Origin of the sequence: Flaviaesturariibacter aridisoli, from assembly GCF_004343705.1 — a bacterium.
GTDB lineage: Bacteria > Bacteroidota > Bacteroidia > Chitinophagales > Chitinophagaceae > Flavisolibacter > Flavisolibacter aridisoli.
Genome location: NZ_SKFH01000002.1, coordinates 32,737 through 58,730 on the forward strand (window position 1 = coordinate 32,737; position 25,994 = coordinate 58,730).

At 59.6% G+C, this 25,994-nt stretch carries 25 protein-coding genes; 11 read left to right on the plus strand and 14 right to left on the minus strand.

From position 1 onward, the window contains the following. Positions 1-45: 45 nt before the first annotated feature. The 6 genes from E0486_RS01770 to E0486_RS01795 form a co-directional block, all read right to left on the minus strand. Entirely contained in the window at positions 46-885 is an 840-nt protein-coding gene (locus E0486_RS01770; protein ID WP_131850423.1) for a prephenate dehydrogenase, read from the minus strand. Next, the gene (locus tag E0486_RS01775; RefSeq protein ID WP_131850424.1) at positions 882-2,057 is read right to left on the minus strand and encodes a pyridoxal phosphate-dependent aminotransferase; all 1,176 of its coding nucleotides are present in this window, start codon (positions 2,055-2,057) and stop codon (positions 882-884) included. Before E0486_RS01775 ends, E0486_RS01770 begins: the two co-directional genes overlap by 4 nt. Further along, entirely contained in the window at positions 2,054-2,878 is an 825-nt protein-coding gene (locus tag E0486_RS01780) for a prephenate dehydratase (protein ID WP_131850425.1), read from the minus strand. Before E0486_RS01780 ends, E0486_RS01775 begins: the two co-directional genes overlap by 4 nt. Before the next feature lie 228 nt (positions 2,879-3,106). Then, positions 3,107-4,768, minus strand: coding sequence for a DEAD/DEAH box helicase (locus E0486_RS01785; RefSeq protein WP_131850426.1), 1,662 nt, complete (start codon positions 4,766-4,768; stop codon positions 3,107-3,109). Positions 4,769-5,044: 276 nt separating this feature from the next. Continuing rightward, positions 5,045-5,251: a hypothetical protein gene (locus E0486_RS01790; protein ID WP_131850427.1), complete on the minus strand. Its 207-nt coding sequence runs from the start codon at positions 5,249-5,251 to the stop codon at positions 5,045-5,047. Positions 5,252-5,300: 49 nt separating this feature from the next. Further along, a complete protein-coding gene (locus E0486_RS01795; RefSeq protein ID WP_165917152.1) occupies positions 5,301-5,537 on the minus strand; it encodes a hypothetical protein in 237 nt (78 codons plus the stop codon). A gap of 122 nt (positions 5,538-5,659) precedes the next feature. On the opposite strand from E0486_RS01795, the gene E0486_RS01800 reads away from it, so the two are divergent. Both E0486_RS01800 and E0486_RS01805 read left to right on the plus strand, forming a co-directional pair. After that, positions 5,660-6,223 carry an RNA polymerase sigma factor gene (locus E0486_RS01800; RefSeq protein ID WP_131850429.1) on the plus strand — a complete coding sequence of 188 codons (564 nt, stop codon included), beginning with the start codon at positions 5,660-5,662 and terminating at the stop codon, positions 6,221-6,223. 2 nt (positions 6,224-6,225) lie between these two features. Then, positions 6,226-7,356, plus strand: coding sequence for a S1C family serine protease (locus tag E0486_RS01805; protein WP_131850430.1), 1,131 nt, complete (start codon positions 6,226-6,228; stop codon positions 7,354-7,356). A gap of 144 nt (positions 7,357-7,500) precedes the next feature. On the opposite strand, the gene E0486_RS01810 is transcribed toward E0486_RS01805, so the two are convergent. Continuing rightward, a complete protein-coding gene (locus E0486_RS01810) occupies positions 7,501-8,409 on the minus strand; it encodes a nucleotidyltransferase family protein (protein ID WP_131850431.1) in 909 nt (302 codons plus the stop codon). A gap of 71 nt (positions 8,410-8,480) precedes the next feature. Here E0486_RS01810 and E0486_RS01815 point away from each other — a divergent pair, with 71 nt between their 5' ends. Both E0486_RS01815 and E0486_RS01820 read left to right on the plus strand, forming a co-directional pair. Continuing rightward, a complete protein-coding gene (locus E0486_RS01815; protein WP_131850432.1) occupies positions 8,481-9,380 on the plus strand; it encodes a 1-aminocyclopropane-1-carboxylate deaminase/D-cysteine desulfhydrase in 900 nt (299 codons plus the stop codon). 32 nt (positions 9,381-9,412) lie between these two features. After that, on the plus strand, positions 9,413-10,216 hold the full coding sequence (locus E0486_RS01820) for a hypothetical protein (RefSeq protein ID WP_131850433.1): 804 nt from the start codon (positions 9,413-9,415) through the stop codon (positions 10,214-10,216). A 146-nt stretch (positions 10,217-10,362) separates the two neighbouring features. On the opposite strand, the gene lipB is transcribed toward E0486_RS01820, so the two are convergent. Continuing rightward, positions 10,363-11,082, minus strand: coding sequence for a lipoyl(octanoyl) transferase LipB (lipB, locus tag E0486_RS01825; RefSeq protein ID WP_131850434.1), 720 nt, complete (start codon positions 11,080-11,082; stop codon positions 10,363-10,365). Positions 11,083-11,249: 167 nt separating this feature from the next. Here lipB and E0486_RS01830 point away from each other — a divergent pair, with 167 nt between their 5' ends. Next, positions 11,250-12,308, plus strand: coding sequence for an RluA family pseudouridine synthase (locus tag E0486_RS01830; RefSeq protein ID WP_131850435.1), 1,059 nt, complete (start codon positions 11,250-11,252; stop codon positions 12,306-12,308). 137 nt (positions 12,309-12,445) lie between these two features. Here the strand turns inward: E0486_RS01830 and E0486_RS01835 are convergent, their stop codons facing one another. The 5 genes from E0486_RS01835 to E0486_RS01855 all read right to left on the minus strand — a co-directional run bounded on the left by E0486_RS01835 (position 12,446) and on the right by E0486_RS01855 (position 16,353). After that, a complete protein-coding gene (locus E0486_RS01835; protein ID WP_131850436.1) occupies positions 12,446-13,390 on the minus strand; it encodes a hypothetical protein in 945 nt (314 codons plus the stop codon). Next, entirely contained in the window at positions 13,387-13,971 is a 585-nt protein-coding gene (gene def, locus E0486_RS01840) for a peptide deformylase (RefSeq protein ID WP_131850437.1), read from the minus strand. Before def ends, E0486_RS01835 begins: the two co-directional genes overlap by 4 nt. A gap of 76 nt (positions 13,972-14,047) precedes the next feature. Beyond that, positions 14,048-14,461 carry a Holliday junction resolvase RuvX gene (ruvX, locus tag E0486_RS01845; protein WP_131850438.1) on the minus strand — a complete coding sequence of 138 codons (414 nt, stop codon included), beginning with the start codon at positions 14,459-14,461 and terminating at the stop codon, positions 14,048-14,050. A gap of 327 nt (positions 14,462-14,788) precedes the next feature. Beyond that, the gene (locus E0486_RS01850) at positions 14,789-15,703 is read right to left on the minus strand and encodes a UbiA-like polyprenyltransferase (RefSeq protein WP_131850439.1); all 915 of its coding nucleotides are present in this window, start codon (positions 15,701-15,703) and stop codon (positions 14,789-14,791) included. A 116-nt stretch (positions 15,704-15,819) separates the two neighbouring features. Next, positions 15,820-16,353 carry an RNA methyltransferase gene (locus tag E0486_RS01855; RefSeq protein ID WP_131850440.1) on the minus strand — a complete coding sequence of 178 codons (534 nt, stop codon included), beginning with the start codon at positions 16,351-16,353 and terminating at the stop codon, positions 15,820-15,822. 90 nt (positions 16,354-16,443) lie between these two features. Here E0486_RS01855 and mutS point away from each other — a divergent pair, with 90 nt between their 5' ends. Then, a complete protein-coding gene (gene mutS, locus E0486_RS01860) occupies positions 16,444-19,044 on the plus strand; it encodes a DNA mismatch repair protein MutS (RefSeq protein WP_131850441.1) in 2,601 nt (866 codons plus the stop codon). 166 nt (positions 19,045-19,210) lie between these two features. Beyond that, positions 19,211-19,705, plus strand: coding sequence for a CHRD domain-containing protein (locus E0486_RS01865; RefSeq protein WP_131850442.1), 495 nt, complete (start codon positions 19,211-19,213; stop codon positions 19,703-19,705). Between the two features lie 122 nt (positions 19,706-19,827). Here the strand turns inward: E0486_RS01865 and E0486_RS01870 are convergent, their stop codons facing one another. Next, positions 19,828-20,226 (minus strand): SET domain-containing protein-lysine N-methyltransferase, encoded by a 399-nt coding sequence (locus E0486_RS01870; RefSeq protein ID WP_243697355.1) that lies wholly within the window; start codon positions 20,224-20,226, stop codon positions 19,828-19,830. 69 nt (positions 20,227-20,295) lie between these two features. On the opposite strand from E0486_RS01870, the gene mgtE reads away from it, so the two are divergent. The 4 genes from mgtE to E0486_RS01890 all read left to right on the plus strand — a co-directional run bounded on the left by mgtE (position 20,296) and on the right by E0486_RS01890 (position 25,932). Beyond that, entirely contained in the window at positions 20,296-21,690 is a 1,395-nt protein-coding gene (gene mgtE, locus E0486_RS01875) for a magnesium transporter (RefSeq protein WP_131850443.1), read from the plus strand. A 207-nt stretch (positions 21,691-21,897) separates the two neighbouring features. Then, the gene (locus E0486_RS01880) at positions 21,898-22,632 is read left to right on the plus strand and encodes a hypothetical protein (RefSeq protein ID WP_131850444.1); all 735 of its coding nucleotides are present in this window, start codon (positions 21,898-21,900) and stop codon (positions 22,630-22,632) included. Between the two features lie 118 nt (positions 22,633-22,750). Continuing rightward, on the plus strand, positions 22,751-25,528 hold the full coding sequence (locus E0486_RS01885; RefSeq protein WP_131850445.1) for a PAS domain-containing protein: 2,778 nt from the start codon (positions 22,751-22,753) through the stop codon (positions 25,526-25,528). Continuing rightward, positions 25,525-25,932: a response regulator gene (locus E0486_RS01890; protein ID WP_131850446.1), complete on the plus strand. Its 408-nt coding sequence runs from the start codon at positions 25,525-25,527 to the stop codon at positions 25,930-25,932. Before E0486_RS01885 ends, E0486_RS01890 begins: the two co-directional genes overlap by 4 nt. Positions 25,933-25,994: the final 62 nt, after the last annotated feature.

Genomic DNA, 25,994 nt, shown 5'->3' on the forward strand with positions numbered 1-25,994 from the left:
ATTCGTTTGTGCCGGCAGCGCGAAAGTAAGGGGCTGCCGTGCGTGTTAATGGATGATGCGCCGGATCGCGTTGGCCTGGCCAATGAGCTCACCGAGGTAGTCGTAGTTTTCTTTTTCGAGGCAGGCTTTGAACTTGCGCAGCTGGCTGATGTGCTCGTTGAGCACGTCGAGCACATTTTCTCTGTTTTGGCGAAAGATGGGCACCCACATCGCCGGGTTGCTTTTTGCCAGGCGTACGGTGCTTTCGAAGCCGCCGGAAGCGAGCTCGAAGATGGTGCCCTCTTCCCGCTCTTTTTCGAGCACGGTGTTGGCCAGCGCAAACGACGTGATGTGCGAGATATGGCTGATATAGGCTACATGCACGTCGTGGTCGCGGCCGTTCATATATACGAGGTGCATGCCGAGGGCGCGGTGGATGCCTTCCACCTTGGCCAGTGCGTCGGGGTCCGACACTTCGCTGTCGCAGATGACGGCGGCTTTGCCCATAAAGCCATTGGAAACCGCCGCTGCCGGGCCGCTGTATTCCGTCCCCCACATCGGGTGCGCCGCCACGAAGCGGCCGCGGCGTGGGTGGCCGGCAACGGCGTTGAGCACCGCTTCTTTCGTGGAGCCTGCGTCGAACACCACCTGCCGCTTCACGCGGTCGAGCACGCGCGGAAGGAGCGTTACCAGTGCGTCCACCGGCACCGCGAGCAGCAGCACGTCGGCAGCATCAACGGCGGCGTCGAGCGGCAATATCTCTTCCACCAGCCCAAGGCGCAGCGCTTCCGCCGCGTGGCAGGGATCCGCTTCCACACCTAACACCCGCACGGCCAGCCCTTTTTCCTTCAGGGTTAGCGCCATCGAGCCACCGATCAATCCGAGTCCGATCACCGCAAGCGTCATAGGTTTTCTTTTTTCAGGTACGTAGAAATACGGTCGGCGGCTTCCGTGAAGCGCTCGCCGGGACTGCACAGCGAAATGCGGAGGTAACGGTCGCCCTGAGAGCCGAAGATGCCGCCGGGCGTCAGAAACACACGGGCGCCGTCGAGAACGGCATCGCTCAGCGCAAAGCCGTCCGACCAATGGCCCGGGATCCGCGCCCAGAGAAACATACCCGCCTGGCCGGGATCGTAGCTGCATCCCAGCAGCTCGAGCAAGGCACCGGCAGCGGCGCGGCGCGAGCGGTAGGTGTCGTTCAATGCAGCATACCACTCCGCGCCGAGGCCGAGGGCTGTCACCGCCGCCTGTTGCAGCGGTTGAAACATGCCGCTGTCCATATTGCTTTTGAAGCGCAACACGTCCCCGATGCGTTCGGCGTTGCCGCAAAGCATGCCCACGCGCCAGCCCGCCATATTGTGCGACTTGCTCAGCGAGTTGAGTTCCACCGCACATTCCAGGGCGCCCGGCACTGCCAGCAGGCTTTGCGGGTTGTCGTTGAGGATAAAGCTATACGGGTTGTCGTGGCAGATCAGGATGTTGTGCTTTTTCCCGAAAGCAACGAGTTGTTCGAAGAGTCCGGCCGGCGGCAGTTGCCCCGTGGGCATGTGGGGGTAGTTGACCCACATCAGTTTTACGCGCGACAGGTCGCTGGCCTCCAGTGCCGCGAAGTCGGGTGTCCAGCCGCCGGCCTCGGTCAGCTTATAATCAACCGCTGTTGCCCCGGCGAGCTGCACGGCGCTGCGGTAAGTGGGGTAGCCCGGGTTGGGCAGGAGGGCTTCGTCGCCGGGCCCCAGGTAGGTCATGCACAGGTGCAGGATGCCTTCCTTGGAGCCGATAAGCGGCAGTATTTCTACGGATGGGTTCAGGCTAACGCCGTACCAGCGGGCATACCAGGCGCTCATGGCGATGCGCAGGGCCTCGATGCCTTTGTAGCCCTGGTAGGCATGCACGCCGGGACGGGCGCTTTGTTCCTGGAGGGTGGCAATGACATCCGGGTGCGGCGCGCCATCGGGGGAGCCGATGCCCAGGTTGAGCACGGGCGCGCCGCTGCGGTTCAGCGCTTCGATGGCCCGCAGCTTTTGCGAAAAGTAGTATTCCCCGATGCCTTCGAGGCGGGATGCGGTGCGGAGGTTCATAGCGGTCGTCCGTTTTTATAGATTCCAAATACGCGGAGGGCCCGGGTCAGGGGGCGCAGGCGCTCCAGCAGGTCCTCGAGCGGCGCGCCGGGCTTGTATTCGAGGTCGGCGTGAAAGGTATACTCCCAGTCGGGGCCCGGCAGCGGGAAGCTTTGGAGCTTGCTCAGGTTGATCCCCGCGCCGGCGATAAGCGTAAGTACGGCGGCGAGTGCGCCGCGACGGTGGGGCAGGCCAAAGGACAGGGAGGCTTTGTCAGCGCTGCCGGCGCTGGCCGGGGCGGGGTGCAGCACCAGGAAACGGGTGTAGTTATACGGGTCGGCGTGAATGTCGGCACGCAGGATCTCGAGCCCGAAGAGCTCGGCCGCCAGGCTCCCCGCGACGGCTGCGGCGTGCCGGTTGCCGTGCTGACGAAGGCGTTTGGCGCTCAGTGCCGTGTCTTCGGTTTCCACCAGCTTCCACCCTCCCGCTGCCAGGAAATCGCCGCACTGCTGCAGGGCCATCGGGTGCGAATGCACCTCGCGGATGTCTTCCAGCCGTACGCCCGGGTTGACGAGCAGGTGTTGCCGGATGGGCAGGTACACCTCGCCGCTGACGAACAGGCGGCTGCGCTGCAGCAGCCCATAGTTGGCCAGGATCGAGCCGGCGATGGAGTTTTCGATGGCCATCAGCCCCGCGGCGGACGCGCCGGACTCCACCGCCTCCACCACCTGGCGGAAGGTGGCACAGGGCAGCACGGCCACTTCGTCGCCGAAAAAACGGCGGGCCGCTACCTGGTGAAAGGAGCCTTCGAAACCTTGTATGGATACAGTCGCGTTTTCCATAAAAAAAGAAGGTCCCGGCAGTTGCCGGGACCTTTATGATGCATTTACATTGTTACTGGTGTTCGTGCACGATCAAAGCATTCCCGGCTTCGGTTGGAAGTAATAAAAATAAAACCAGCGGTATGCGTTTGCGAGGAACATGTACTTCAAATATAAAGAAAAATCAGATTTCGGATCTCAGATTTCAGAATTGACCCGATCAGCAAATCCGGAATCTGACATCTGAAATTATTTGCGGAAGGAATCGGCTTCGTTCATGCGGATGCGGCGGCCCTTGAACTTCTTGCCGTCGATAGCGCGCATCATCTGCTGGGCGGCGCTTTGGTCCACCTCCATCCAGGTATTGAGCTCCTTGAGGTCAATGCGGCCGAGCACATCCTTAGGAAGGTCGCTCAGGTCGAGGATGAATTGCAGGAAGGAAGCCTTGTAGAAACCGTCCTTGGTGCCGAGGTTCACGAACAGCTTTACCATGTTGCTGCTCGAAACGTTGTGCTTGCCTTTGCGGTCGGCACGGTTATCGGGCGCCTTATCACGGCGGTCGTCGTTGCGGTCGCGGCGGTCGGACTGGCGCAGGTTGAGGTCTTCAGCGTTTTCGTAATAGCGCAGGAAGCGGTCGAACTCGAGGGCGGCCACGCGCTGCAGCACTTCCTCTTTGCTCATATCGGCAAACTTCTCTTCCAGCATCGGCAAGTAGGTAGCGTAGTCGCCGTGCGAGATGTCGGCTTGCGTCAGCTTGTCCATGAAGAAGAAGAACTGCTTGCGGCAAACGTCTTTGCCCGTGGGGATCTCCACGCGGTTGAAGGCGAGCTGCACGATACGCTCGATCTGCTTGATCTTAAACGACTCGCGCTGGTGCACGATGGAGAGGCAAACGCCGGTTTTGCCGGCGCGGCCCGTACGGCCGGAGCGGTGGGTGTATACTTCCACGTCGTCGGGAAGCTCGTAGTTGATCACGTGGGTGATGCCCGATACGTCGATACCGCGGGCAGCCACGTCGGTGGCAATGAGGAGCTGGAGCGTCTTTTCGCGGAACTCATCCATCACCTTGTCGCGCTGGCCCTGCGAGAGGTCGCCGTGGAGGGCGTCGATGTCGTAGCCCTCGCGGGTGAGCTTCTCGGCCACTTCCTGGGCGTCGGCCTTCGTTCGGGTGAAAATGATGCCGTACATACCCGGGTTGAAGTCGATGATACGCTTCAGGGTTTCGTAGCGGTGCTGCGCCGTGGTCACGCAGAACTGGTGGTCGATGTTTTTGTTGGCGGTGTTCTTCTTTCCGACGGTGATCTCGAAGGGCTCCTTCATGTAGCGCTGAGTGACGCGGCGGATCTCCGGGGGCATCGTGGCGCTGAACAGCCAGGTGCTGTTGCGCTTGGGGGTATTCTGGAGGATGAACTCGATGTCTTCCTGGAAGCCCATGGACAGCATTTCGTCGGCTTCATCGAGCACCACGTACTGGATCTCTTCGAGGTTGATGGCCTTGCGCTCGATCAGGTCGATGAGGCGGCCGGGCGTGGCCACGACAACCTGCACCCCGCGGCGGATGTCGCGGATCTGCTGGGAAATGGAGGTACCGCCATAAACGGCTACCACGTTGATGCCTCTTTCGTATTTCTTGAACAGCTCGATCTCGTTGACGATCTGCATGCAGAGCTCGCGGGTCGGGCATACCACCAGGGCCTGGGGGTGCTTCTGGGCTGCATCGATGAGCTGCAGCAGGGGCAGGCCGAAGGCGGCCGTTTTACCGGTGCCGGTCTGGGCCAGGCCGATGAGGTCCTTGGTTCCGGAAAGCAATACCGGGATGGCTTTTTCCTGGATGGTGGTCGGCTCGGTAAAGCCGAGGTCCTGGACGGCACGGAGGATGGATTCCTGCAGGCCGAGCGCGTCAAAAGTCATAGCTGATTCTTTAACTGATTCTTTCATGAAGGTGCAAAGGTACCGGTAATGGCAGTCTAGTGGATAATATCTATGGAATAATGGCTATTGTATAACTAAAATTAGCGATGTGGCGGATGGAGTGAAACGTGTTCCCGCAACCGCTTCCTTAATAGGATTGGATGGTTTTTATTGATTATTCACTAAAAAGGCCCCGCAGGAATGCGGGGCCGTTCGATTGCTTGCCATATGAATAAAAGGTCAATTCATTGATGCGGGCAAGCGGCGCACAGGAAATTAGTGCTTGGTCGTATCGGCAGCGTGGCCTTCAACGTGCGTGGTGTCTTTAGTCACCTCAGTCGTCGTCACCACTTTGGCAGTGTCGGGAGTGGGGGTGGTAACAACGGTCGTGGTGTCTTTGGTCTCAGTCGTCGAAGAACCTTCGTTGCTGGAGCAGGATACGAGAGCGGCAGCAACAACGGCTGCGAGGAAGAACTTTTTCATGTTGTTTGTTTTTTTAAGGGGTTTATTGAATGGTTATTCAATGCGGTTATTAATGTTTTGTCGTGTCTTTCCGCAGGGCGTTGTCGACCTTATCGTCGAGCTGGCGCACTTTGGACTTTGTAGAATCCCAGACCTTTTCCGCCGCTGCGCCGACCTTTCCGGTCACCGTATCGGCTTTTTTGAGGAAGGTATCCAGCTTCTGACCGGGTGTCTCGCCGCTGCCGCTGTTGTTGCACGAAGCGAAAAGAGCGGAGCCCAGGGCAAAAACGAACAGGTGCTTCATCACGTTCCGGGGTTTACAGAGGATTAATACCCAAATGGAAAGAAGGTAACCCGGCCGCCGGAAAATATTTTTTTAACGCCCCTTCCGGGTTACTATTTTTAAAGTTTGGTATTAAAAAAGGATTGGTGAAGGCTGTGCTGAACGAAACAACGCTCCTGCAAGGACTGGCCCGCGATGACCGCAAGGCGATCGAAACGATCTACCGGCAGCATTTTGGTATGGTGCAGGCCCTGGTGGTCAACAACAGCGGCTCTGCCGATGATGCGAAAGACATCTTCCAGGAAGCCCTGCTGGTGCTTTATGAAAAGGTGAAAAACGGGCAATTCGAGCTGCACTGCCAGCTAAAGACCTACCTCTACTCCGTCAGCCGCCGCCTCTGGCTGAAGCGCCTGATGCAACAGAACCGGTTCATCACCGGCGAAGCCCACGGCGAAATGGTGCCGGTAGAGGAAGAGCTGGAGAGCCACGAGCAGCGCGACCAGGATTTCCAGCTGATGGAAAAAGCCCTGGGCGGCCTCGGGGAACCCTGCCGCAGCCTGCTGGAGGCGTTTTACCTGCAGAAAAAAGGCATGCAGGAGATCGCGGCCGCCTTTGGCTACACCAATGCCGACAATGCCAAGAACCAGAAATACAAATGCCTGGTGCGGCTGAAGAAACTCTTCTTTTCGCAGTATAAAAATGACGTGTAGTGATGGATGACCTTAATTTACTCGAAGCGGTGGAGCGCTACATCAACGGCCAGATGAGCCCGGATGAGCGTGTTTGGTTCGAGGGTTTGCGCAAGTCGAACCCCGAGATCGACCAGCTGGTGGTCGAGCACACCTATTTCCTGCAACAGTTTCACCGGTTCGACGAGACGCGCACCTTTAAAGCCCGCCTCAACGAGATCCACCTCGACCTCGCCGAGGCCGGCGCTATCGAGTCGCCCCGACTCCAGGGCCGCGCCCGCGTGCGATACCTCTTTAACCGCTACAAGCGCACGGGCGCCATCGCCGCCTCCATTGCCGGGGTTACCGCCGTGGCCATCTCCGCCCTCCTCTGGTCGGTATCGCCGGGCAAGCGCACCTCCCGCGATGTGCAGGACCTCAGCCGCCAGATCAACAACCTGCAGCAGCATAACCGCGAGCAGGACCGCGAGATCAACAATGTAAAAAGCGCGGTAAGCAGCAGCATCCAGCCGGTTACGGACGCCGGTCCGATCGTATACAAAACCGGGGGAACCGGGTTCCTGATCGACGTGAAGGGCCTCGTGGTAACCAGCGCGCACGTGGTCAGCGGCGCCCGCAACATTGCCGTGCAGAGCACCAGCGGCGCCGATTATGTAGCCCGCGTGGTATTTTCCGACGAAAGCCGCGACCTCGCCATCCTGAAGATCGAAGACAATTCCTATAAGGCCCCGGCGGCCCTGCCCTATGCCCTGCGGAAGGCCGGTGCCGACATTTCGGAGCCGGTATTCACGCTCGGCTACCCGCGCAACGACATCGTTTACGGCGAAGGCTACCTGGCCGCCCGCACCGGCTACAACGGCGACACGCTTTCCTGCCAGATCGCGATCGCGGCCAACCCGGGCAACTCCGGCGGTCCCATCCTCAACCACAACGGCGAGGTGATCGGTGTGCTGCGTCAAAAGCAGACCTCTGCCGAAGGCGTTGTATTTGCCACCCAATCGAAATATATCTACCAGGCCCTCGCGCAGCTGGCGCAGAACGACACGTCCTTCAAGCGCGTGAAAGCGCCGTCCAACACGGCCCTGCGCGGTCTTCCGCGCCAGCAGCAGGTGAAAAAGATGCAGGACTTCGTGTATATGGTGAAGGTTAGCTAAAGAGGGAAGAATACTTGATTACAGGATTACAGGATCTTAGAAATCCAATAAAAAAGGCGAAGTACACACTTCGCCTTTTTTATTGGTACCTCACCGCAACGGTTCATGTACTCATGTATTCATGTATTCATTGGGTCCCCCCTTTTATGCTGCCCAAAGGTTGTTGGGATACGCCCCGCTTTCCACCTGCTTCTTCACGCTTTCCGTTACCACGGGTGCGTCTTCCTTGTAGGTAACGCCGAACCATTGGGCGGAGGTTTCCAGCACCTTGATCACGCCGCGGCCGCTTTTGATGAACACGTCGCAGCTATAGGGAATAAGGAATTCGGCCTTCGGATCCTGGCCCTGCTGGGCGAGGAACTTGGCAAATTCTTCCTGGAGGAAAGGAAACAGCGAAGGATGGAAACACCAGAAGTTCATTGAAGCGCGGGTGTTCTCGTCGAGGTTGAGGAAGGAGCCGTCGGGTTCTTCCGACACCATCGGACCGTCTTTGCGGTAGATCTTCAGGCGTTCGTTGATCGCAACGAGGTTGCCCTGCCCGTCCACCTGGCACACACCGCGGCTGACGGAGCCGTTCTCGGATAGGGTTTTGCTGAGCTGGTAGCCCACCAGCGCGTAGGTGCGCTCATCGCACTGCGTGGTAAGAAAGCCGGCTGCCTTCACAAAACCGTCGGCGCCATAAAAGTCGTCGGCATTGATAACGGCGAACGGCCCCTGCACGGCGGTCTGCGCGCACAGGATGGCGTGCGAGGTACCCCAGGGCTTTTTGCGTTCGGCCGGTGCTACAAAGCCTTCGGGAAGGTAGGCGTCCATATCCTGGAAGACGTATTCGGTTTCGATGCGGCCTTTCAGCTTGGGCTCGAAGATATTTTTGAAGTCCTCGGCGAAGTCGCGGCGGATGATGAACACGACCTTTCCGAAGCCGGCGCGGATGGCGTCAAAAATGGAGTAGTCCATGATCGTTTCGCCGCTGGGGCCGAATTGCTGGATCTGTTTCATACTGCCGTAGCGCGACGCCATGCCCGCCGCCATGATCACAAGAGTAGGTTTCATTTGTATTCGTTGATTATTCGTGTGGAAAACAAATCGGGAGCGAATGTACTACATTCACGGCCCCGTCTTCTATGGAGCTTCCGCATTCCCATATCCGCACCGAGCCGCTAAAAAATTGGTGCCAGCCACCCGGTGTTTCGGTCGATGTGTTGCGGCTGGATGAGCTCCACCCGGTGGTGTCGGGCAACAAATGGTTCAAGCTCCACTACTGGCTGGAGCGTGCGCGCACCGAGCACCGGAAGGGACTGATCACCTTCGGCGGCGCCTGGAGCAACCACCTGCTGGCCACGGCCGAAGCCGCGCGGCTGTCGGGCCTCGAAGCCGTTGGGCTGATCCGCGGCGAACGCCCGGCGCAGCTCTCCGCCACCCTGCAGGATGCCGAGGCCCGGGGCATGCGGCTTCACTTCCTCTCCCGCTCCGATTACCGCACGGGGCGCTTGCCGGGGGAGCTTGCCCCTGCCTATCCGCCCGAACACTTCCTGCTTATCCCCGAAGGCGGCTCTGGTGCCGAAGGGTGCGCCGGCGCCAGTCTCATCGCGCAAACAACCCACTGGGAGGCCTATACGCATATAGTAGTTGCGGTGGGCACCGGCACTACGCTGGCGGGACTAGCAGCTATGGCCGGGCCCGGGCAGCAGTGCATCGGCATCTCGGTGCTGAAGAACAACCATTCCCTCGATGGGGCCGTTGCAGCCCTTCTCACCCCGGAGCAACAAGCCCGCTATACGGTGCTGCACGGTTTTGACGAGGGCGGCTATGCGCGCCACAATACGGCCCTGCTCACGTTCATGAACGAATGGTATACGGCCACCGGCATCCCGTCCGACTTTGTGTATACCGGTAAGGCCTTCCGCGCGGCCGACCGGCTGCTCCAGGTCGGTTATTTCGCTTCGGGAAGCCGGGTGCTGCTGGTGCACAGCGGCGGTCTGCAGGGCAACCGGTCGCTGCCCGAAGGAACGTTAATGTTCTGAGCGATTGCCGGTGCCCTTCTATATTTGCACCGATGCGTGCCTCTGAATTGCGGATGAATAAAAGACTCTTTCTGGTGCTGATGGCGGGCCTTGCCGGAGCCGGCGTGCTGCGCGCGCAGGACACTCTTCCCCGCTTCCATGTGCGGAATGCCGGCAGCAACCGGAGCATCGTCAGCTGGACGAACCCCTACCCCAACATCGCGCAGATCTCGATCCAGAGGGCTTTCGACAGCCTGGGTACATACAAGACGGTCCTGAGCGTAGCCGACCCCAAGTCGGTACAGAACGGCTACACCGACCGCAACGCCCCCAACGATCACATGTGGTACCGCCTGTTTTATGCCATGGAAGGCGGCACCTACTACTTTACAAAACCCCGCCGCCCTGACACGAGCCGCGTCCAGCTGCCACAGGCACAGCGTCCCGTGGTGACGCCCAACGACCTGTTGTATAAATACAAGGACTCCGTATTCGTGCGTAACCGCGACACCTTTGTGGTCATCAACCACGACACGCTGCGGGTAAAGAACAACGATACCCTTTCCCGCCCTAAGCCCGGCCCCGCGCCTGTGGTAAAAAAGCCGGAGTGGGTGCCCTCCACGTTCGTGTTCGCCAACAGTGAAGGCTATGTGCAGCTGCGCCTGCCCGATGCGGCACAAAAGAATTACAGCGTGAAATTTTACGAGGACAGCACCTTTCTCTTCGAGATCAAATCGATGAAAGACAGGCTGCTCCTGCTCGACAAGAGCAACTTCTACCATTCGGGCTGGTTCTTCTTTGAGCTGTACAATGATGACAAGCTCGTGGAGCGGAACAAATTTTACCTGAAGCCGTAGCGGCGCAAGCGCCGGTTTCACGTAAAGGTGCGGAGACGTACAGACGCGAAGCATAATTGTAAAAAGGGAAGCCGGCTTTCCTTTTTTGTTTTAGGGAAAGAAACGTTACGTCTCCGCGCCTTTGCGTGCGCGGGCCTCCAGCGGCCTTAACCCGCCACCAGTTCCACGTCGAACACCTTGCAGAAGTTTTCCTTCAAGTATTCCTTCACCTCCTCCATCGGCACTTCGCGGCCCAGTTCCTCTTTGATGGAGGTGACCTTTTTGTTGATGATGCCGCAGGGGATGATGTGGTTGAAATAGGAAAGGTCGGTGTTGACGTTGAGGGCAAAGCCGTGCATGGTGACCCAGCGGCTGCAGCGCACGCCCATGGCGCAGATCTTGCGCTCGCGCCCTTTGACCTGCGCATCGATCCAGACGCCCGTTTCACCCGCCGATCGGCCGGCGTTGATGCCGTAGCCGGCCAGGGTAAGGATAATGACGTCTTCGAGGGCGCGAAGGTATTTACCGATATCGGTATAAAACTTTTCGAGGTCGAGGATCGGGTAGCCCACCACCTGGTCGGGACCGTGGAAAGTGATGTCGCCACCCCGGTTGGTCTGATAAAACTCGATGCCCTTTTCGGAGCGCTCTTCATTGCCGATGAGCACGTGGTCCATCTTGCCGCTCTTGCCCAGCGTATACACGGGCGGGTGCTCCACAAACAGCAGGTAGTGCTTCGTGGGCAGGTCCGCCGGGTCTACCGGGGCCGCCGTCGTGTGGCGTACCGACTTCACGGCCAGGGCCTCCTGCAGCAGGCCTTCCTGGTAGTCCCAGGCTTCTTTGTAGGGCATGTGTCCGAGGTCGCGGAAGTGAACGGGCTGTTTCATCGGGGCAAAGGTAAGACCCATCCCCTAACCCCCTTCCCTGAGGGAAGGGGAACAGAGCGTGTTCCTTTCGAAATAGCAGGCAATCCCCTTCCTTCCGCCCGGGAAGGAGGTCGTGAGGATGGTTCTTTCACGATTCTCGATTCTCGATTCACGATATTTGCAGCCTCATGAGCACTGACGAGACCCATCTTCCCGAAAACACCGACGCCAGCGACGAGCTCTACGAGCGGTTTACCTACCTGATCGACAAGGGCCAGGAACCCCTGCGGATCGACAAATTCCTTATGGGCCGCATCGAGGGCGCCACGCGTAACAAGCTGCAGCGCGGGATCAACGCCGGGATGGTGCTGGTGAACGGGAAGCCCGTAAAACAGAACTACAAGATCAAGCCGCTCGACCAGATCATCGTATATACCGATACGACGCCCGAGAGTACCGACGTGGTGCCCGAAAAGATGGACCTCAACATCATCTACGAGGACGACGACCTGATGATCATCAACAAGCCCGCGGGGATGGTGGTGCATCCCGGCAGCGGCAACTACAGCGGCACGCTGATCAACGGCGTCTCCTACTACCTGAAGCAACAGAATCCCGATATCGACGAAAGCACGCTCCCCCGCTTCGGGCTCGTGCACCGCATCGACAAAAACACCAGCGGCCTCCTGGTGCTGGCCAAGACCGACATCGCCATGCGGCACCTCGCCAGGCAGTTCTTCGACCACACCGTGAAGCGCAACTACCGGGCACTCGTGTGGGGCAACGTGGAGCAGGACGAGGGCACCATCGTGGCCCACGTAGGCCGCAACCTGCGCTACCGCAAGATGTTCGACGCCTTCCCCGAGGGCGATCACGGCAAGGAAGCCATCACCCACTACAAAGTGCTGGAACGCCTCAATTACGTGACGCTGGTGGAATGCGTGCTGGAAACGGGCCGCACCCACCAGATCCGGGTGCATATGAAACACATCGGGCATACCCTCTTCAACGACGACACCTACGGCGGCGACCGCATCCTGAAAGGAACGATCTACACCAAGTACAAGCAGTTTGTAGAAAACTGCTTCGCACTTTGCCCCCGCCAGGCCCTGCACGCCAAGACGCTTGGCTTCATTCACCCGCGGACGGGCGAGGAAATGTTCTTCGACACCGAGCTCCCGCCCGACCTGGCCGCAGTGATCGCGAAGTGGCAGCGGTATTCGAAGGGGCTGAAGGATACGGAGTAAGAGAAAGAACGCCGATTCCATATGATTGTTATGATGAACGCAGATAGCCGTCACCTGCGTCAGCATATCATAACCAATCTTAATGAATCTGCGTATCCCGCATGCGGGATTTGGGTTCTTTCTCTCCGGGGGCGAGGTCAGGGAATCTTGAAATCGTGCAGCGTTGCATTGAACAGGCCGCGCTCGCGCCCCTTGAACATCAGGTGCCAGTTGCCGCGGTAGCTGAGGGTGTAGGGCACCAGGTAGTCGCCCACCTTCATCATCTCCACCTTCATGTGCACGTCGAAGTCGTATACGCCGGCGTCGTAGCTCAGATCGTAGTTGCGGCCCACGATCTCCATCGTTTTCTGGTTGAACCAGGTGGTGATGTTGTCGAACACGATGTCGCCCCGCTCCGACCTGCTGAGGTCGTCGCGCCGCTCGATGCGGAACACGTAGCAGGGAATGCCGTTGATGACCGAGGACGTGTCGATGGAGTAATTGTATTTCTGCGCGATCTCCTCGTCGAACACATCGAGCTTGTTGCCGATGAACGGGATGCCTGGGATCTTCTGGCCCGGGTTAAAGAACAGCATCTTGAGCTGCTCCTTGTTTTTTTCGAGCCCCTTCTTGCCCTGCACGCTGTGCTGGCTGCCGGCCACGATATTGGTCTCGCCGCAAACGGTGCCGTGCGTGAAGAAGAAGGCGTCGTAAAGCTGCGCCGTGTAATAGTTGTAGTTGTGATTCCCGTCGTAAAAGTCGCCCGTCACGGCTTCTTCCAGCACCTCCATCGTACGGCAGTTCCTGTCGCGGTGCTGGCGCGTTTTGCTGCGCAGGCCCGCCTGCGAACGACCCTTCTTGTCGAACAGCTCGATGTAGTTCTCCGACGTGTAGCCGAGGATGTGCAGGTTCTTGAAAGCCTTGTAATACGACGAATCGTTACGGATCCGTTGCAGGAAGCGCGGCACGTTGAGGTCGCTGCGCACCACCACTTCGCTGAGGGTCACCATGCGGCGCACGGCTTCCACCTCGGCGCTGTCGGCCGTCTGGGCTTTTGCGCCCAGGGCGCCAAGCAGTCCCAAAGCCAGGGCGCCCGTCCTCATTTTTTCGGGAAGAGCATTTTGTAATCGGTACGGATAGAGCCGCGGGAGATGTCGTCGAGCTTGCGCTTCATCAGCTTGCGCTTCAGCGGCGACAGGTGGTCGATGAACAGCTTGCCGTCGATGTGGTCGTATTCGTGCAGGATGATGCGGCCGGTGACGCCGTTGAAGGTGCGCTCCTGTTGCTCGAAGTGCTCATCGAGGTAGCGGATCGTCACTTCCTCGGCGCGGTAAATGTCTTCACGGATGCGCGGAATGGAAAGGCAGCCTTCGTTGTAAGCCCAGTCGTCGCCGCCTTCTTCCACGATGTGGGCGTTGAGAAATACCCCCTTGTAGCCCGGCGCGTCCGGGTAATCGTCGTCGTCGTCCTCGTCTTTGTTGGCGAAGATCTGTTCCGAGTCCACCACAAAGAGCCGGATGGGGCGGTTGATCTGCGGGGCAGCCAGCCCGACGCCGTTGGAAGCGTACATCGTTTCCCACATATCGGCAATGAGCTTGTCGAGATCGGGGTAAATGGAAGGGTCAATGTCCTGGGCCACCTGGCGCAGCACCGGGTGTCCATAGGCTACAATGGGAAGAATCATAGCGCGAAGTTAATGGCGCTTCGGCTGCGCTCAGCGTGACAGCGGACCTTTTTGTCAGCCTGAGCGTAGTCGAAGGCTAACTTTTGCTTTGAAGGTATTCCTGCAGCATGATGGTTGCCGCCACCTCGTCGATAAGGCCTTTTTGCTCGCGGCGCTTTTTCTTCAGGCCCATCTGCGAAATGGCCTGTGAAGCCAGGCGGGAGGTATAGCGCTCGTCGACCTCCTGGATGGGCGTGGCGGGGAGCTGCTTTTTGAACAGCTCGATGAACTTCCGCACGGCGCCCGTGGCGTGGGTGTCAGAATCGTCCCAGTTGGTGGGCATGCCGATGAGTACCAGCTCCACGTCCTCCTTTTTGACATATTCTTTCAGGAAAGCCAGCAGCTTGCCGGTCTCGATGGTTTGCAGCCCCGTGGCGATGATCTGCAAGGGGTCGGTGACGGCGAGTCCGGTGCGTTTGCCGCCATAGTCGATAGCCAGCACTCTGCCCATAATTGTTTGTCGTTTGTTGTTTGTCGTTTGTAGTTGGCTGACGCCGGAAATCAAGACGCAAACATAGTGTAGAAACCGGGTACGGCTTTTCCTGCATGGTGCAGCCAGGCTTTCTACACCGAGCGACCATGTTCTATACACCGAGGGATCGTGTTCTACATACCGAGCGCCCGTGTCCGATACACCGTTGTAGGATCGCTGTCAGCGTATTGATAATAAACAGGTTATGAAGGTTTTTTTTTGCATTTCCACGCTTCCGGCAGCATGCCGGAGGCATGCCCGCTTGGTAGCCCGCCATGACATTCCGGGGAATAAAGGCCGCTGGGGTTAATGCACAAACAGGTCGGCGATGACGAATGCGGCGAACACGACGGACGCGATCCCGTTGGCGGTCATGAACGCAATATTGACGCGGCGCAGGTCGGTCGGTTTGACGATCGAGTGCTGGTAAATGAGCATCCCGCCAAATACAAGCACGCCGATCCAATACAGCCAGCCGAAATGCCCGAATTTACCGGCGGCCACCACGCAGGCGGCGCTCAGGAGGTGCAGGAATTCGGAGATATGGAGCGCACGGGCCTTACCCACGGCGGCCGGGATGGAATACAGTTGCTGCGACGTATCGAAGTCGACGTCCTGCATGGCGTAAATGATGTCGAACCCACTCACCCAGAACACGACGGCAAAGGAAAACAGCAGCGGCAGCCAGTGGAAGTAGCCGGTCACGGCCAGCCAGGCGCCAATGGGCGCGAGCGACAGGCCTACGCCGAGCACGAGGTGGCAAAGCGGCGTGAAGCGCTTCGTGTAGCTGTAGCCCAGCACAACAGCGAGAGCAACGGGAGAAAGGAAAAAGCAGATGCGGTTGATGAAGAAGGTGCAGGCCACGAACAGCAGGCAGCAGGCGATGGTAAAGGCCAATGCGTTTTGCGGGGTGATGATGCCCTTGGGAATCTCGCGGATGGCCGTGCGGGGGTTCTTTTCGTCGAACTTGCGGTCGATATAGCGGTTGAAGGCCATGGCCGCGGAGCGGGCGAAGACCATGCACAGGATGACTAAAATGAACTGCCTGATCAGAAATTCGTTCGAGTACAGGGTCATGTGCCAACCCGGCTCATCGAGGACAGGCCAGTCGATATGTTTGATGCTGAAAAGCGCCAAGAAAAACCCGATCAGCGCGAAGGGCATCGCGAAGATGGTGTGGGAGAACTTGATGAGAGAGAGATAGTTTTTTACAGTTGTCATGTCTTTTACTTCAGTTGCACCCCGCGTAACGGAGGAGTTTGCTTCGCTGCGCTCGCGACGACGGCCATCGGCCGTTGCGACCACTTCGATATTCGTTATTCCTTGTTCGCTATTCGCTATTCCTTCAAATGTTGCCGCACGAGCTCCCACAGCACCACCCCTGCGGCCGTGGCCACATTCAGCGAGTGTTTCATGCCGAGCTGCGGGATCTCGATACAACCGTCGCACTGGGCGATGGTCGATTGCTCGACGCCGGTGACCTCGTTGCCGAAGACGACGGCGATCTTCTCCTCCGCTCCCACTTCAACGTCCTGCAGCATCCGGCTGCCCTCGGCCTGTTCCACCGCGTAAATCCGGTAGCCCTGCGCGCGGAGGTCGGCCAGGGCCTCTTCCACGGGCCGGAAGTGCTTCCAGGCCACCGTGTCCTCGGCGCCGAGGGCGGTCTTGCGGATCTCTTTGTGGGGTGGGAAAGCGGTATAGCCCACGAGGTAGAGCGCCTCGAGGCGGAAGGCGTCGGCGGTGCGGAACAGCGAGCCTACGTTGTAGGCGCTCCGCACGTTCTCCAGCACGGCGATCACGGGCAGCTTGTCGGCGGCCCGGAATTCGGCTACGGAGAGGCGGTTCAGTTCTTCGGTGGAAAGCTTGCGCATGTGCGGGGCAAAGTTGGGGATAAAAACCGCAATTCCTGAGGTTTTTCACATGTTTGGTTGCGCCGGCCGGGCTATTTTTGCCGCTACGCTATGAGCAAGACGAAAACCGCAGAAACCCCGTTGATGCAGCAACACAGCGCCATCAAGGCGCGCTACCCCGATGCCGTGCTGCTGTTCCGCGTGGGCGATTTTTACGAGACCTTCGGCGCCGACGCCATCGTAGCCGCGGGCGTGCTGGGCATCACCCTCACCAAGCGCAACAACGGCACGGCCGACAACGAGCTCGCCGGTTTTCCGCACCACGCCCTCGACACCTACCTGCACAAGCTGGTACGCGCCGGCTACCGCGTGGCCATCTGCGACCAGCTCGAAGACCCAAAGGCAGCCAAAGGCATCGTCAAGCGCGGCGTGACTGAAATGGTGACGCCCGGCACCGCCACCGGCGACAAGCTCCTCGAGCACGGTTCCAACAACTTCCTCGCCGCCCTGCACCTCGAAGCCGACGGCGTTTACGGTCTTGCCTTTCTCGATATTTCTACCGGCGAGTTCTTCCTCGCCCAGGGCGACCGCGAGTATGCCGACAAGCTGCTCATGGGCTTCCGCCCCGCCGAAGTGATTTTCCAGCGCCAGCACCAGAAGCGGTTCAAAGAAGAATTCGGCACCCGCTTTTATACCTATACGCTCGACGAATGGGTGTTCCAGCAACACTACGCCGAGGAGTCGCTGCTGAAGCATTTCGATACCCACTCGCTCAAAGGCTTCGGTGTGGACGGCCTCGCCGCCGGCCTAGTGGCGGCAGGTGCCGTGCTCCATTACCTCAAAGACACCGAGCACCCCAACCTGCAGCACGTGACGGCGCTCCAACGCATCGACCGCCAGGAACACCTCTGGCTCGACCGCTTCACCATCCGCAACCTCGAGCTGCTGCACAGCCCCGTGGAAGGCGGCAACACCCTCCTGAAGGTGCTCGACAACACGCTCACGCCCATGGGCGCCCGCCTGCTGAAGCGCTGGATCGTGTTTCCGCTCAAGGACGCGGATAAGATCAACGAGCGCCTCGACGTGGTGGGGCACCTGCTGGAAGACGCCGGCCTGCGCGAACATCTCGGCAACGCCCTCCGCCCCTGCGGCGACCTGGAGCGCCTGGTGTCGAAGATCCCGCTGCGCAAGATCAACCCGCGCGAGCTGCGGCAGCTCGCGCGCGCCCTGCGGCAGGTAGCCGCCATCCGCCAGCTGCTCACCGGCTCGCCGGTGCCCTACCTGGCGCGCCTCGCCGATACGCTCAACCCCTGCAGCCTCATCGCCGATAAGATCCTCGCCTCCATCGCGGAGAACCCGCCGGCCCTTGCCGCAAAGGGCGGCTTCATCGCCGCCGGCGTGCAGGAGGAACTCGACTCCTGGCGCTACATCGCCCACAACGGCAAGGAATACCTGCTGCAACTGCAACAGGCCGAGTCGCAAAAGACCGGCATCCCCTCGCTTAAGATCGGCTTCAACAACGTATTTGGCTACTACCTCGAGGTGACCAACACGCACAAGGACAAAGTGCCCGCCGACTGGATCCGGAAGCAGACGCTGGCCAACTGCGAGCGCTACATCACACCGGAATTAAAGGAATACGAGGAGAAGATCACCGGCGCCGAAGAAAAGATGCTCGCCCTCGAGCTGCAGCTGTTCGACCACCTGCTGGGCGAGCTGCACGACTACCTGGCGCCCATCCAGGCCAACGCCCAGATCCTGGCCGTGCTCGACTGCCTCGGCTGCTTTGCGCTGAACGCCCTGCAATACGACTACCGCCGCCCGCAGCTGCACGACGGCGACGAGCTGCGTATCACCGAAGGCCGTCACCCGGTGATCGAGCGGCAGCTGGCCGCAGGCGAAAGTTATGTAGCCAACGATATCGTGCTGGACAAGGAAGATCAGCAGATCATCATCCTCACCGGGCCGAACATGAGCGGTAAGAGCGCCCTGCTGCGCCAGACGGCCCTCATCACGCTGATGGCCCACATGGGCTCGTTTGTGCCGGCCGCAGAAGCGCGCATCCCCCTCACCGATAAGGTGTTCACCCGCGTGGGCGCGTCCGACAACCTGAGCGCCGGCGAGTCGACCTTTATGGTAGAGATGAACGAGACGGCGTCCATTATCAACAACATTTCGCCGCGCTGCCTCATCCTGCTCGACGAGATCGGCCGCGGCACCAGCACCTACGACGGCATTTCCCTCGCCTGGAGCATCGCCGAATACCTGCACAACGCCCCCCAGGGGCCGAAAACGCTTTTTGCCACGCACTACCACGAGCTCAACGAGCTGGAGGAAAAACTGCCGCGCGTGAAGAATTACCACGTGACCAACCGCGAGATCGGCGGCAAGATCATCTTCCTGCGTAAGCTCGCCCGCGGTGGCGCCACCCACAGCTTCGGCATCCACGTAGCCAAGATGGCCGGCATGCCGCCCGAGCTGCTGGCCCGCGCCCGCGACGTGCTGCAGCAGCTCGAATCGCAACACGTGGACGCTTCGCCCACGGAAGGACTGAAGCAGCTTGCCGCCCCCAAGATGCAACTGAGCATCTTCGACGCCCACAGCCAGACCTTCGACGCCATCCGCAGCCTGCTGGAATCGCTCGACATCAACCGGCTGACGCCCGTGGAAGCGCTGCTCAAGCTCAATGAGATCAAGGGACTGTTGAAATAAGTCGGAAGTCGGAAGTGGGAAGTGGGAAGTAAGCTACGGGAATGCCTTCCCTGCAATCCCGCTTCCGACTTCCCACTTCCGACTTGACCACTTTCCCGCATTATGTGCGTAACTCCCTGTTCGCAGACCGGAAATATTGCTATTTTTGGCGCAAATCAGCCCTGCTATGTTTCAACGACTGACTTTCACAGTGCTCTCCGTAGCGGCCCTCGCCGCGGCTTCCTGCAAAAAATCGCAGGAGACCGTGACCTATGCCGGCAATAACCTGCCGCTTACCGCCAGCCAGGTGGTACCCGTACCGGCCAGCCCCTCGCCGGCCACCGGCAACATCAACGCCAGCTACGACAACACGTCGCGTACCCTGAGCTACTCCGTAACCTGGGCCAACACCACCGACTCCGTGACCTCTATCCGGGTATACGGTCCGGCAGAAGCGGGTTTCCAGGGCGCCCTGGTACAGCAATTCCCCTTCAACACGCCTGCCGTCGGTACACCGCCCCGCCGTAAATCGGGCAGCTTTTCGCAAACCCTCGCCGTAGACAACACGGTCGTGAAAGAAAACGAGCTGCTCGCCGGGCTGTTTTACGTTCAGGTGTTTACGAAGGCGTCGACGTCCGTGCCCGAACTGCGCGGCCAGATTCTCCTGCAGCGCAGCAACTAGAAGTACCGCAGAGCACGGAATAAAGAATTACGAAGGGAGGTCCAACAGGTCTCCCTTTTTTCATTGGGTGCTCCCTTCCGATTTTGCTGTTCCTTGTTCTTCGGTTCCTTTCGGCGGCTTGATTAGTGAGCATTAAACCAAAGCGGGCTGTCGTCGTCGGGAATGCCGTTGTAATTGATGAACAGCTCGGCGCCTTTCTTCACCGGCTTGACCGTGCGCACGAGGATGAGGCCTTCATCGTAGTGCATTTCGTATTCGCAGTTGGCGTCGTAGGCGTGGTTGTAGAGCGATACGTAGCCGAGGGCCACGCAGCACTTGGTGCGGCTCTTACCCCATTCGAAAATGTAATTGTTCAACAGCGTCTGCTCCACGATGCGGCGGTGGGCCGCCGTCAGCACGATCACCGGTGCCACCTCCACGAGGGTATTGGCTTCCATTGCCAGGTTGGTAAAAACGCCGCGGCCGCGGGTTCCGGTATGACTGACCAGCAGCGCCGGGTGCGTATAGTTAATGGGTTTCACGCGGCAAAGATTCGGAATTATCTCTTTGTTACGGCCAGCCCTTTCAAGTTCGGCCCGTATTTTTGAAGCATGTCGCTGGAATTATTGAAGCAGGAGTTCGAGCATGTGCTGCAGAGTGATGACCCGCAGGCCCTGCACCAGTTCCTCGATCAGCAAAATATTACCGAGATCGCAGACCTCGTATACGAGGAGCCGGAGCGCGGCAGCGATATCATCAGCGCCATGTCGGTGCACCGCGCTTCCGGGGTGTTCCGCATCCTGGAGTTCAGCCTGCAGCGCCGCATCATCGAGGAGCTGTCGCCGTCCAAGGTTGCCGAGCTGCTCAACGAGCTGCCCCCCGACGACCGTACGTCCTTTCTCGAAGACCTGCCCAGTAACGTCGTGCGCGAGCTGATCAAACAGCTGAATCCCGAAGAGCGCAAGGTGACCCTCTCGCTGTTGGGTTACCCCGAAAACAGCGTTGGCCGACTCATGACGCCCGACTACGTGTATGTGTACGAAGACAATACCGTGTCCGAAGTGATCGAGGTCATCCGCCGCGTGGGCAAGAGCACCGAGACCATCGACGTCATCTATGTCATTAATGATAAAGGCGAGCTCCTCGACGACATCCGGATCCGCGAGTTCATCATCGCCGATCCTTACAGCCGCGTGAGCGAGCTGATGGACGACCGCGTGATCGCCCTCAACGCCTACCAGGACCAGGAAGAAGCCGCCGAGGCCTTTAAGATGAACAACCGGGTGGCGCTGCCGGTAGTGAGCAACTCCAACAAGCTCCTCGGCATCGTGACCATCGATGACATCCTTTGGGTGGCGTCGGAAGAATTCTCGGAAGACATCCAGAAGATCGGTGGTACCGAAGCCCTCGAGGAGCCCTACCTCGAGATGCCGCTGGTGCGCCTGGTGCGCAAGCGCGCCGGCTGGCTGGTGGTGCTCTTTTTCGGCGAGCTGCTGACGGCCTCGGCCATGGCCTATTTCAACGATGAGCTGGGCAAGGCGCTCGTGCTGGCGCAGTTCATACCCCTGATCATCTCCAGCGGCGGCAACAGCGGATCGCAGGCCTCCACCCTCATTATCCAGGCCCTGGCGATGGGCGAAGTGTACCTCTCCGACTGGTGGCGCATCATGCGCCGCGAGATCCTGAGCGGGCTGCTGCTCGGCTCCATCCTCGGGTTCATCGGTTTCATCCGGATCATCGCCTGGCACCACATGATGGAGCGCGGCTGGATCAAAGATCTTTACGGCCCGCACTATATGGCCGTTGGCGTTACCATCGGCTTCACTGTACTGGGCGTAGTGCTCTGGGGCACCCTTACGGGCTCCATGCTGCCCCTGGTGCTCAAGAGGCTCGGCGCCGACCCCGCCGTCTCCTCCGCACCGTTCGTGGCGACGCTCGTAGACGTTACCGGGCTGATCATTTATTTCTCGGTGGCCTACCTGGTGCTGAGCGGCACGCTGCTGTGACCCCGCCCCGGCCCGCCGGCCCATCCCCTTACCCCTTCCCGATAGGAAGGAAAATAGAAAAGTCCGAATCGCAAGGGGATCGTGGCTTTTAATTAACCGATGGTCTAAAGCAGGGACGACATGCTAAGGAAAAGCCCACCTAAGTGCCCCCCTCGGGGGACAGGGGGCTTGGGCACGACAGTTGCCATACTATCTGAAAAGACGATTATGGCAAAGGCAGATGACAATAAGCGCAACCGCGTTCCGGAGAACGATCCGTCCAAAGCGATGGATTCGAAGCGCGAGGTGGAGCAGTCACCGGACCCGAAGACCGACCAGGACTTCCCCGGCTACCCGCATTACCCTTCCAAGGAAGACATCATGGACAAGCGCACCGATAGCCACCGGGTGGATATGGATGTAGAAAATCTTCCCAATTCGCGCAACCTCAGCGGTGTCAGCCAGCGCTTCAACGGCAACAGCGGCACCAACAGCGAACGCGGCATGCCGCCCACGGGCCGCCGCAACGACAACGAAGATCCCGACCCCGCTTCCGAGGGCCGCGACACAGACGCCCTCCGCAGCTCCGGCTCCCGCGCCTCCGAGATCGGAGCCCCGCAGGATGTGGACGATGACGACCTCGGGATGCGCCCCGGCACCGACGCCGATGTGAGCCCCGATGAAGTGCGCGCCCTCGCCAGCATGAACACCGGCAGCACCGACGAGGACAACCTGCGCCGCGCTTCTCTCGACGACCGCGACTTCGACGGCGACCCGCTCAATGAAGAAAGCTTCGGCCCGATGCAAACGAGCGCCGGCCTCGACATTCCCGATGAAGTGGATGAAACAGAGACCGAATCGCTGGGTCAGGGCGATGAAGAGAACAAATACTACAGCCTCGGCGGCGACCGCCACGAGCCCAACGAAGAAGACCCGTACTCGGGACCGGGACGCGAGTCCTGAGTCTTTGGAAACAGAACCGGTTCAAGGGAGGCATGCCTCCCTTTCCGGCATTAGGATGCAGCGGCTTTCCGTACCTTTAGGAGCCTTAACGTGCCTCCGCCTCACTAAATGAACGCTCGTGCATTCACAAACTGAAACTGATAAGCCTTCGCTCGACCTGGACCACCTGCCTGCCTTTGCGCAGTACCTCCTTACCCACCGGCTTGACGAGCTCATTCAGTTGCAGCGGCAGCTGGCGCAGGAGGAATCGCTGCCCCTGTTGCAACAACTCGCCCACCTCGACCCCGACACGCAGCTGTCGCTGCTGCGCCTCTACACCCACGAGCAACTGACCCTGCTTGCCGACAACCGCGCCGCCGAATGGATCGACCTCAGCATCCGTCACTGGCTGCGCAACGACTTTCCCTTCGATCGCTACGACCTCGTGGCCGAAGACATCATCAAGCTCAATTACATCCGCAAAAAATCCTTCCTCCATTTTCTCCAGCCGTATTGCGTGGACAGTGCCCAAATGCTCCAAGTGGTGGACGACATCGACCGGTTTCACCTGCAGCACAGCACCGAGGTAATGACCGTCTTTAACCGGATCATGCAGGAACACCTGCAACATCGCGAGGCGCAATTGCTGGAAGCGCAGGCCATCGCCCATATCGGCTCGTACGTGTGGGACGTGAAGACCGGACGGTCTACGGTAACGCCCGAGCTGTCGCGCATCCTGGAAGTGGACGACGACGCGCCGGCCTTCCTCCGCCACGTGCACCCCGACGACCGCGAGCGCGTGGAAGACGAGCTGCGGGCCTCGCTGCAGACGGGTTTTTTCAACAGCGAATTCCGCTACCAAAACAGCCACGGGCTCCGCTACCTCTGGTCGCGCGGGAAGGTGCATTACCAGAATGGCGCCCCCGCCACCATCAGCGGCACCGTGCTCGATATTACCGACCGGGAGCTGCTTCACGAGCGCGCCCAGGAAAATGAGCGCCTCTACCAGCAGGCCGAGGAGCTGGCGCAAATGGGCAACTGGTGCTGGGAGCCTTCCAGCGGCAAGCTGTCGTGGACCGATAATCTCTACCGCATTTACGGCCTCGAGCCGCAGGCAGAAGAAGTTACCCTCGACCGCTTCCTTTCGCTGGTACATCCCGCCGACCGGGCACGGGTCACTGAAAGCCTCGAAAAAGGATTCCCCGATGATTCGGAAGATCACGTTTTCCGCATCCTGCGCCCCGATGGCACCCTGCGCGTGCTCCACTCGCTGGCGCGCGCGCGCCGTGCCCCCGACGGCACCCTGCTGCAGGTATACGGCACCGAAAAAGACATCACCGACCAGCACAGTACCGAGCAGGCGCTCAAGGAAAACCAGAATTTCCTGCGCAAGCTTGCCGATGCCACCCCTTCGATCATTTCCTCCTACAACATCCATACAGGGCAATACACGTTCGTAAGCGAGGGCATGGAAAAGATCCTGGGCTACCGGCCCTTCGAGGTCTACGACGGCGGGTTTCCGTTCGTAAGCAGCCTCGTGCACCCCGATGACCGCGAAACGCTGCGGACCCGCAACAGCCGCATCCTCGAAGAAGCCAATGCCCACCCGCTTTCGGAGCCCGTAGCCGAATTCCGGTACCGGGCACGCCATAAGAACGGCTCCTGGCGCTGGCTCCAGACCTTCGGAACCGTGTTCGACCGCAACGAGCAGGGCCAGGTGGAGCACGTGCTCAACATCAGCCTCGACATCACGTCGCAGATGGAGGCGCAACACAAGATCGAAGAACAGGAATATTTCATCCAGCAGATCGCCGACGCCTCGCCGACAGTGCTGTATGTGTTCGACATCGGCAGCGGCCGCTTTCACTACCTCAACCGCGAGATCTTTTACGTGCTCGGTTATACGCCCGAGGAAGTGCTGGCAATGACGCCCGAGGAAGTATCCGAACTCTATCACCCAGACGACCGTCCGCTGCTGCCCGAGCGGGCCGGCAGCGACAGCCGCTTTCAATACCACGAATCGATGATGCAGTATGAATGCCGCCTGCGGAAGAAAGACGGCAGCTGGTACTGGCTCCTCGCCCGCGAGATCGTATTCCGCAAAGACGGCGACGGCCGCGTGCAGCAGATCCTCGGCGCCGCCCTCGACATCAACCGGCGCAAGGAAATGGAGCGCACGCTGCTGCAGAATGCCTTCCAGCTCGAGCAGAGCAACGCCTCGCTGGAGGAGTTCGCCTACGTGGCCTCGCACGACCTCAAAGAGCCGCTGCGCAAGATCTCCACCTTCGGCGACCGCCTGGTAGCCTCGCAGATGGACCGCCTCACCGAAGACGGAATGATCTACCTGCGTAAAGTGGTAGACGCCTCGCAGCGGATGCAGGCCATGATCGACGACCTGCTTTCGGTATCGCGGATCTCGGGCAACCGTTCTTTCGAGGAAACGAGCCTGCAAAGCCTGCTCAGCGACGCCCTCGCCGCCCTCGAGCATAAGATCGAGCAGCGGGGCGCCCGTATTGAAGTGGAAGAGCCCCTGCCCGTGGCCAACGTGGTGCCTTCGCAGTTCCGGCAGTTGTTTCAGAACCTGCTGAGCAATTCGATCAAGTTTGCCCGCGAAGACGTGCCCCCGGTCATCCGTATCCGTTACCGCTACCGCCGCCCCGACGAGGTGCCCGCGGGCGTGGCCAAGGCGCACTCGTACCTGGAGCTCGAATTCACCGACAACGGCATTGGCTTCGAACCCGAGTACGCCAGCAAGATCTTCCAGATCTTCCAGCGCCTGCACGGCCGCAGCGAGTATGAAGGCAACGGCATCGGGCTCGCCATCGTGAAAAAAATCGCCGAACACCACGGCGGCACGATCTATGCAACCGGCACTCCCGAAGAGGGAGCTGTCTTTACCTTAATTTTACCCGTATGAGGAAACCCTACGAGATCTGGATCGTAGACGATGATGCCGATGACCGTGAGATCCTGCGAGACGCTTTTGCCGCCAGCCGCGACGGCGACGAATACGGCTTCCAGGAAAACGGCGACGCCCTGATCGACGCCCTGGCCGCCCGCAAGGCCGACAACCTGCCTTCGCTGATCATGCTCGACCTCAATATGCCGGGCAAAGACGGCCGCGAGGCCCTGCGCGAAATAAAGATGCACGACGAATTTCACCGCATCCCTATCGTTGTGTTCACCACCTCCTCGTCCGACCGCGATAAAAGCCATTGCTATAACCTCGGCGCCAACTGCTTCGTTACGAAGCCCGATACGTTCAAAAAGCTGGTGGAGCTGGCGGGGCATGTGCAGAACCTCTGGCTGCCTGCCCCCTAACCCCCGAAGGGGGCACAACAACCGCGGAAACAAATGATAAAAACAAAGGCCCGGATTGCCTG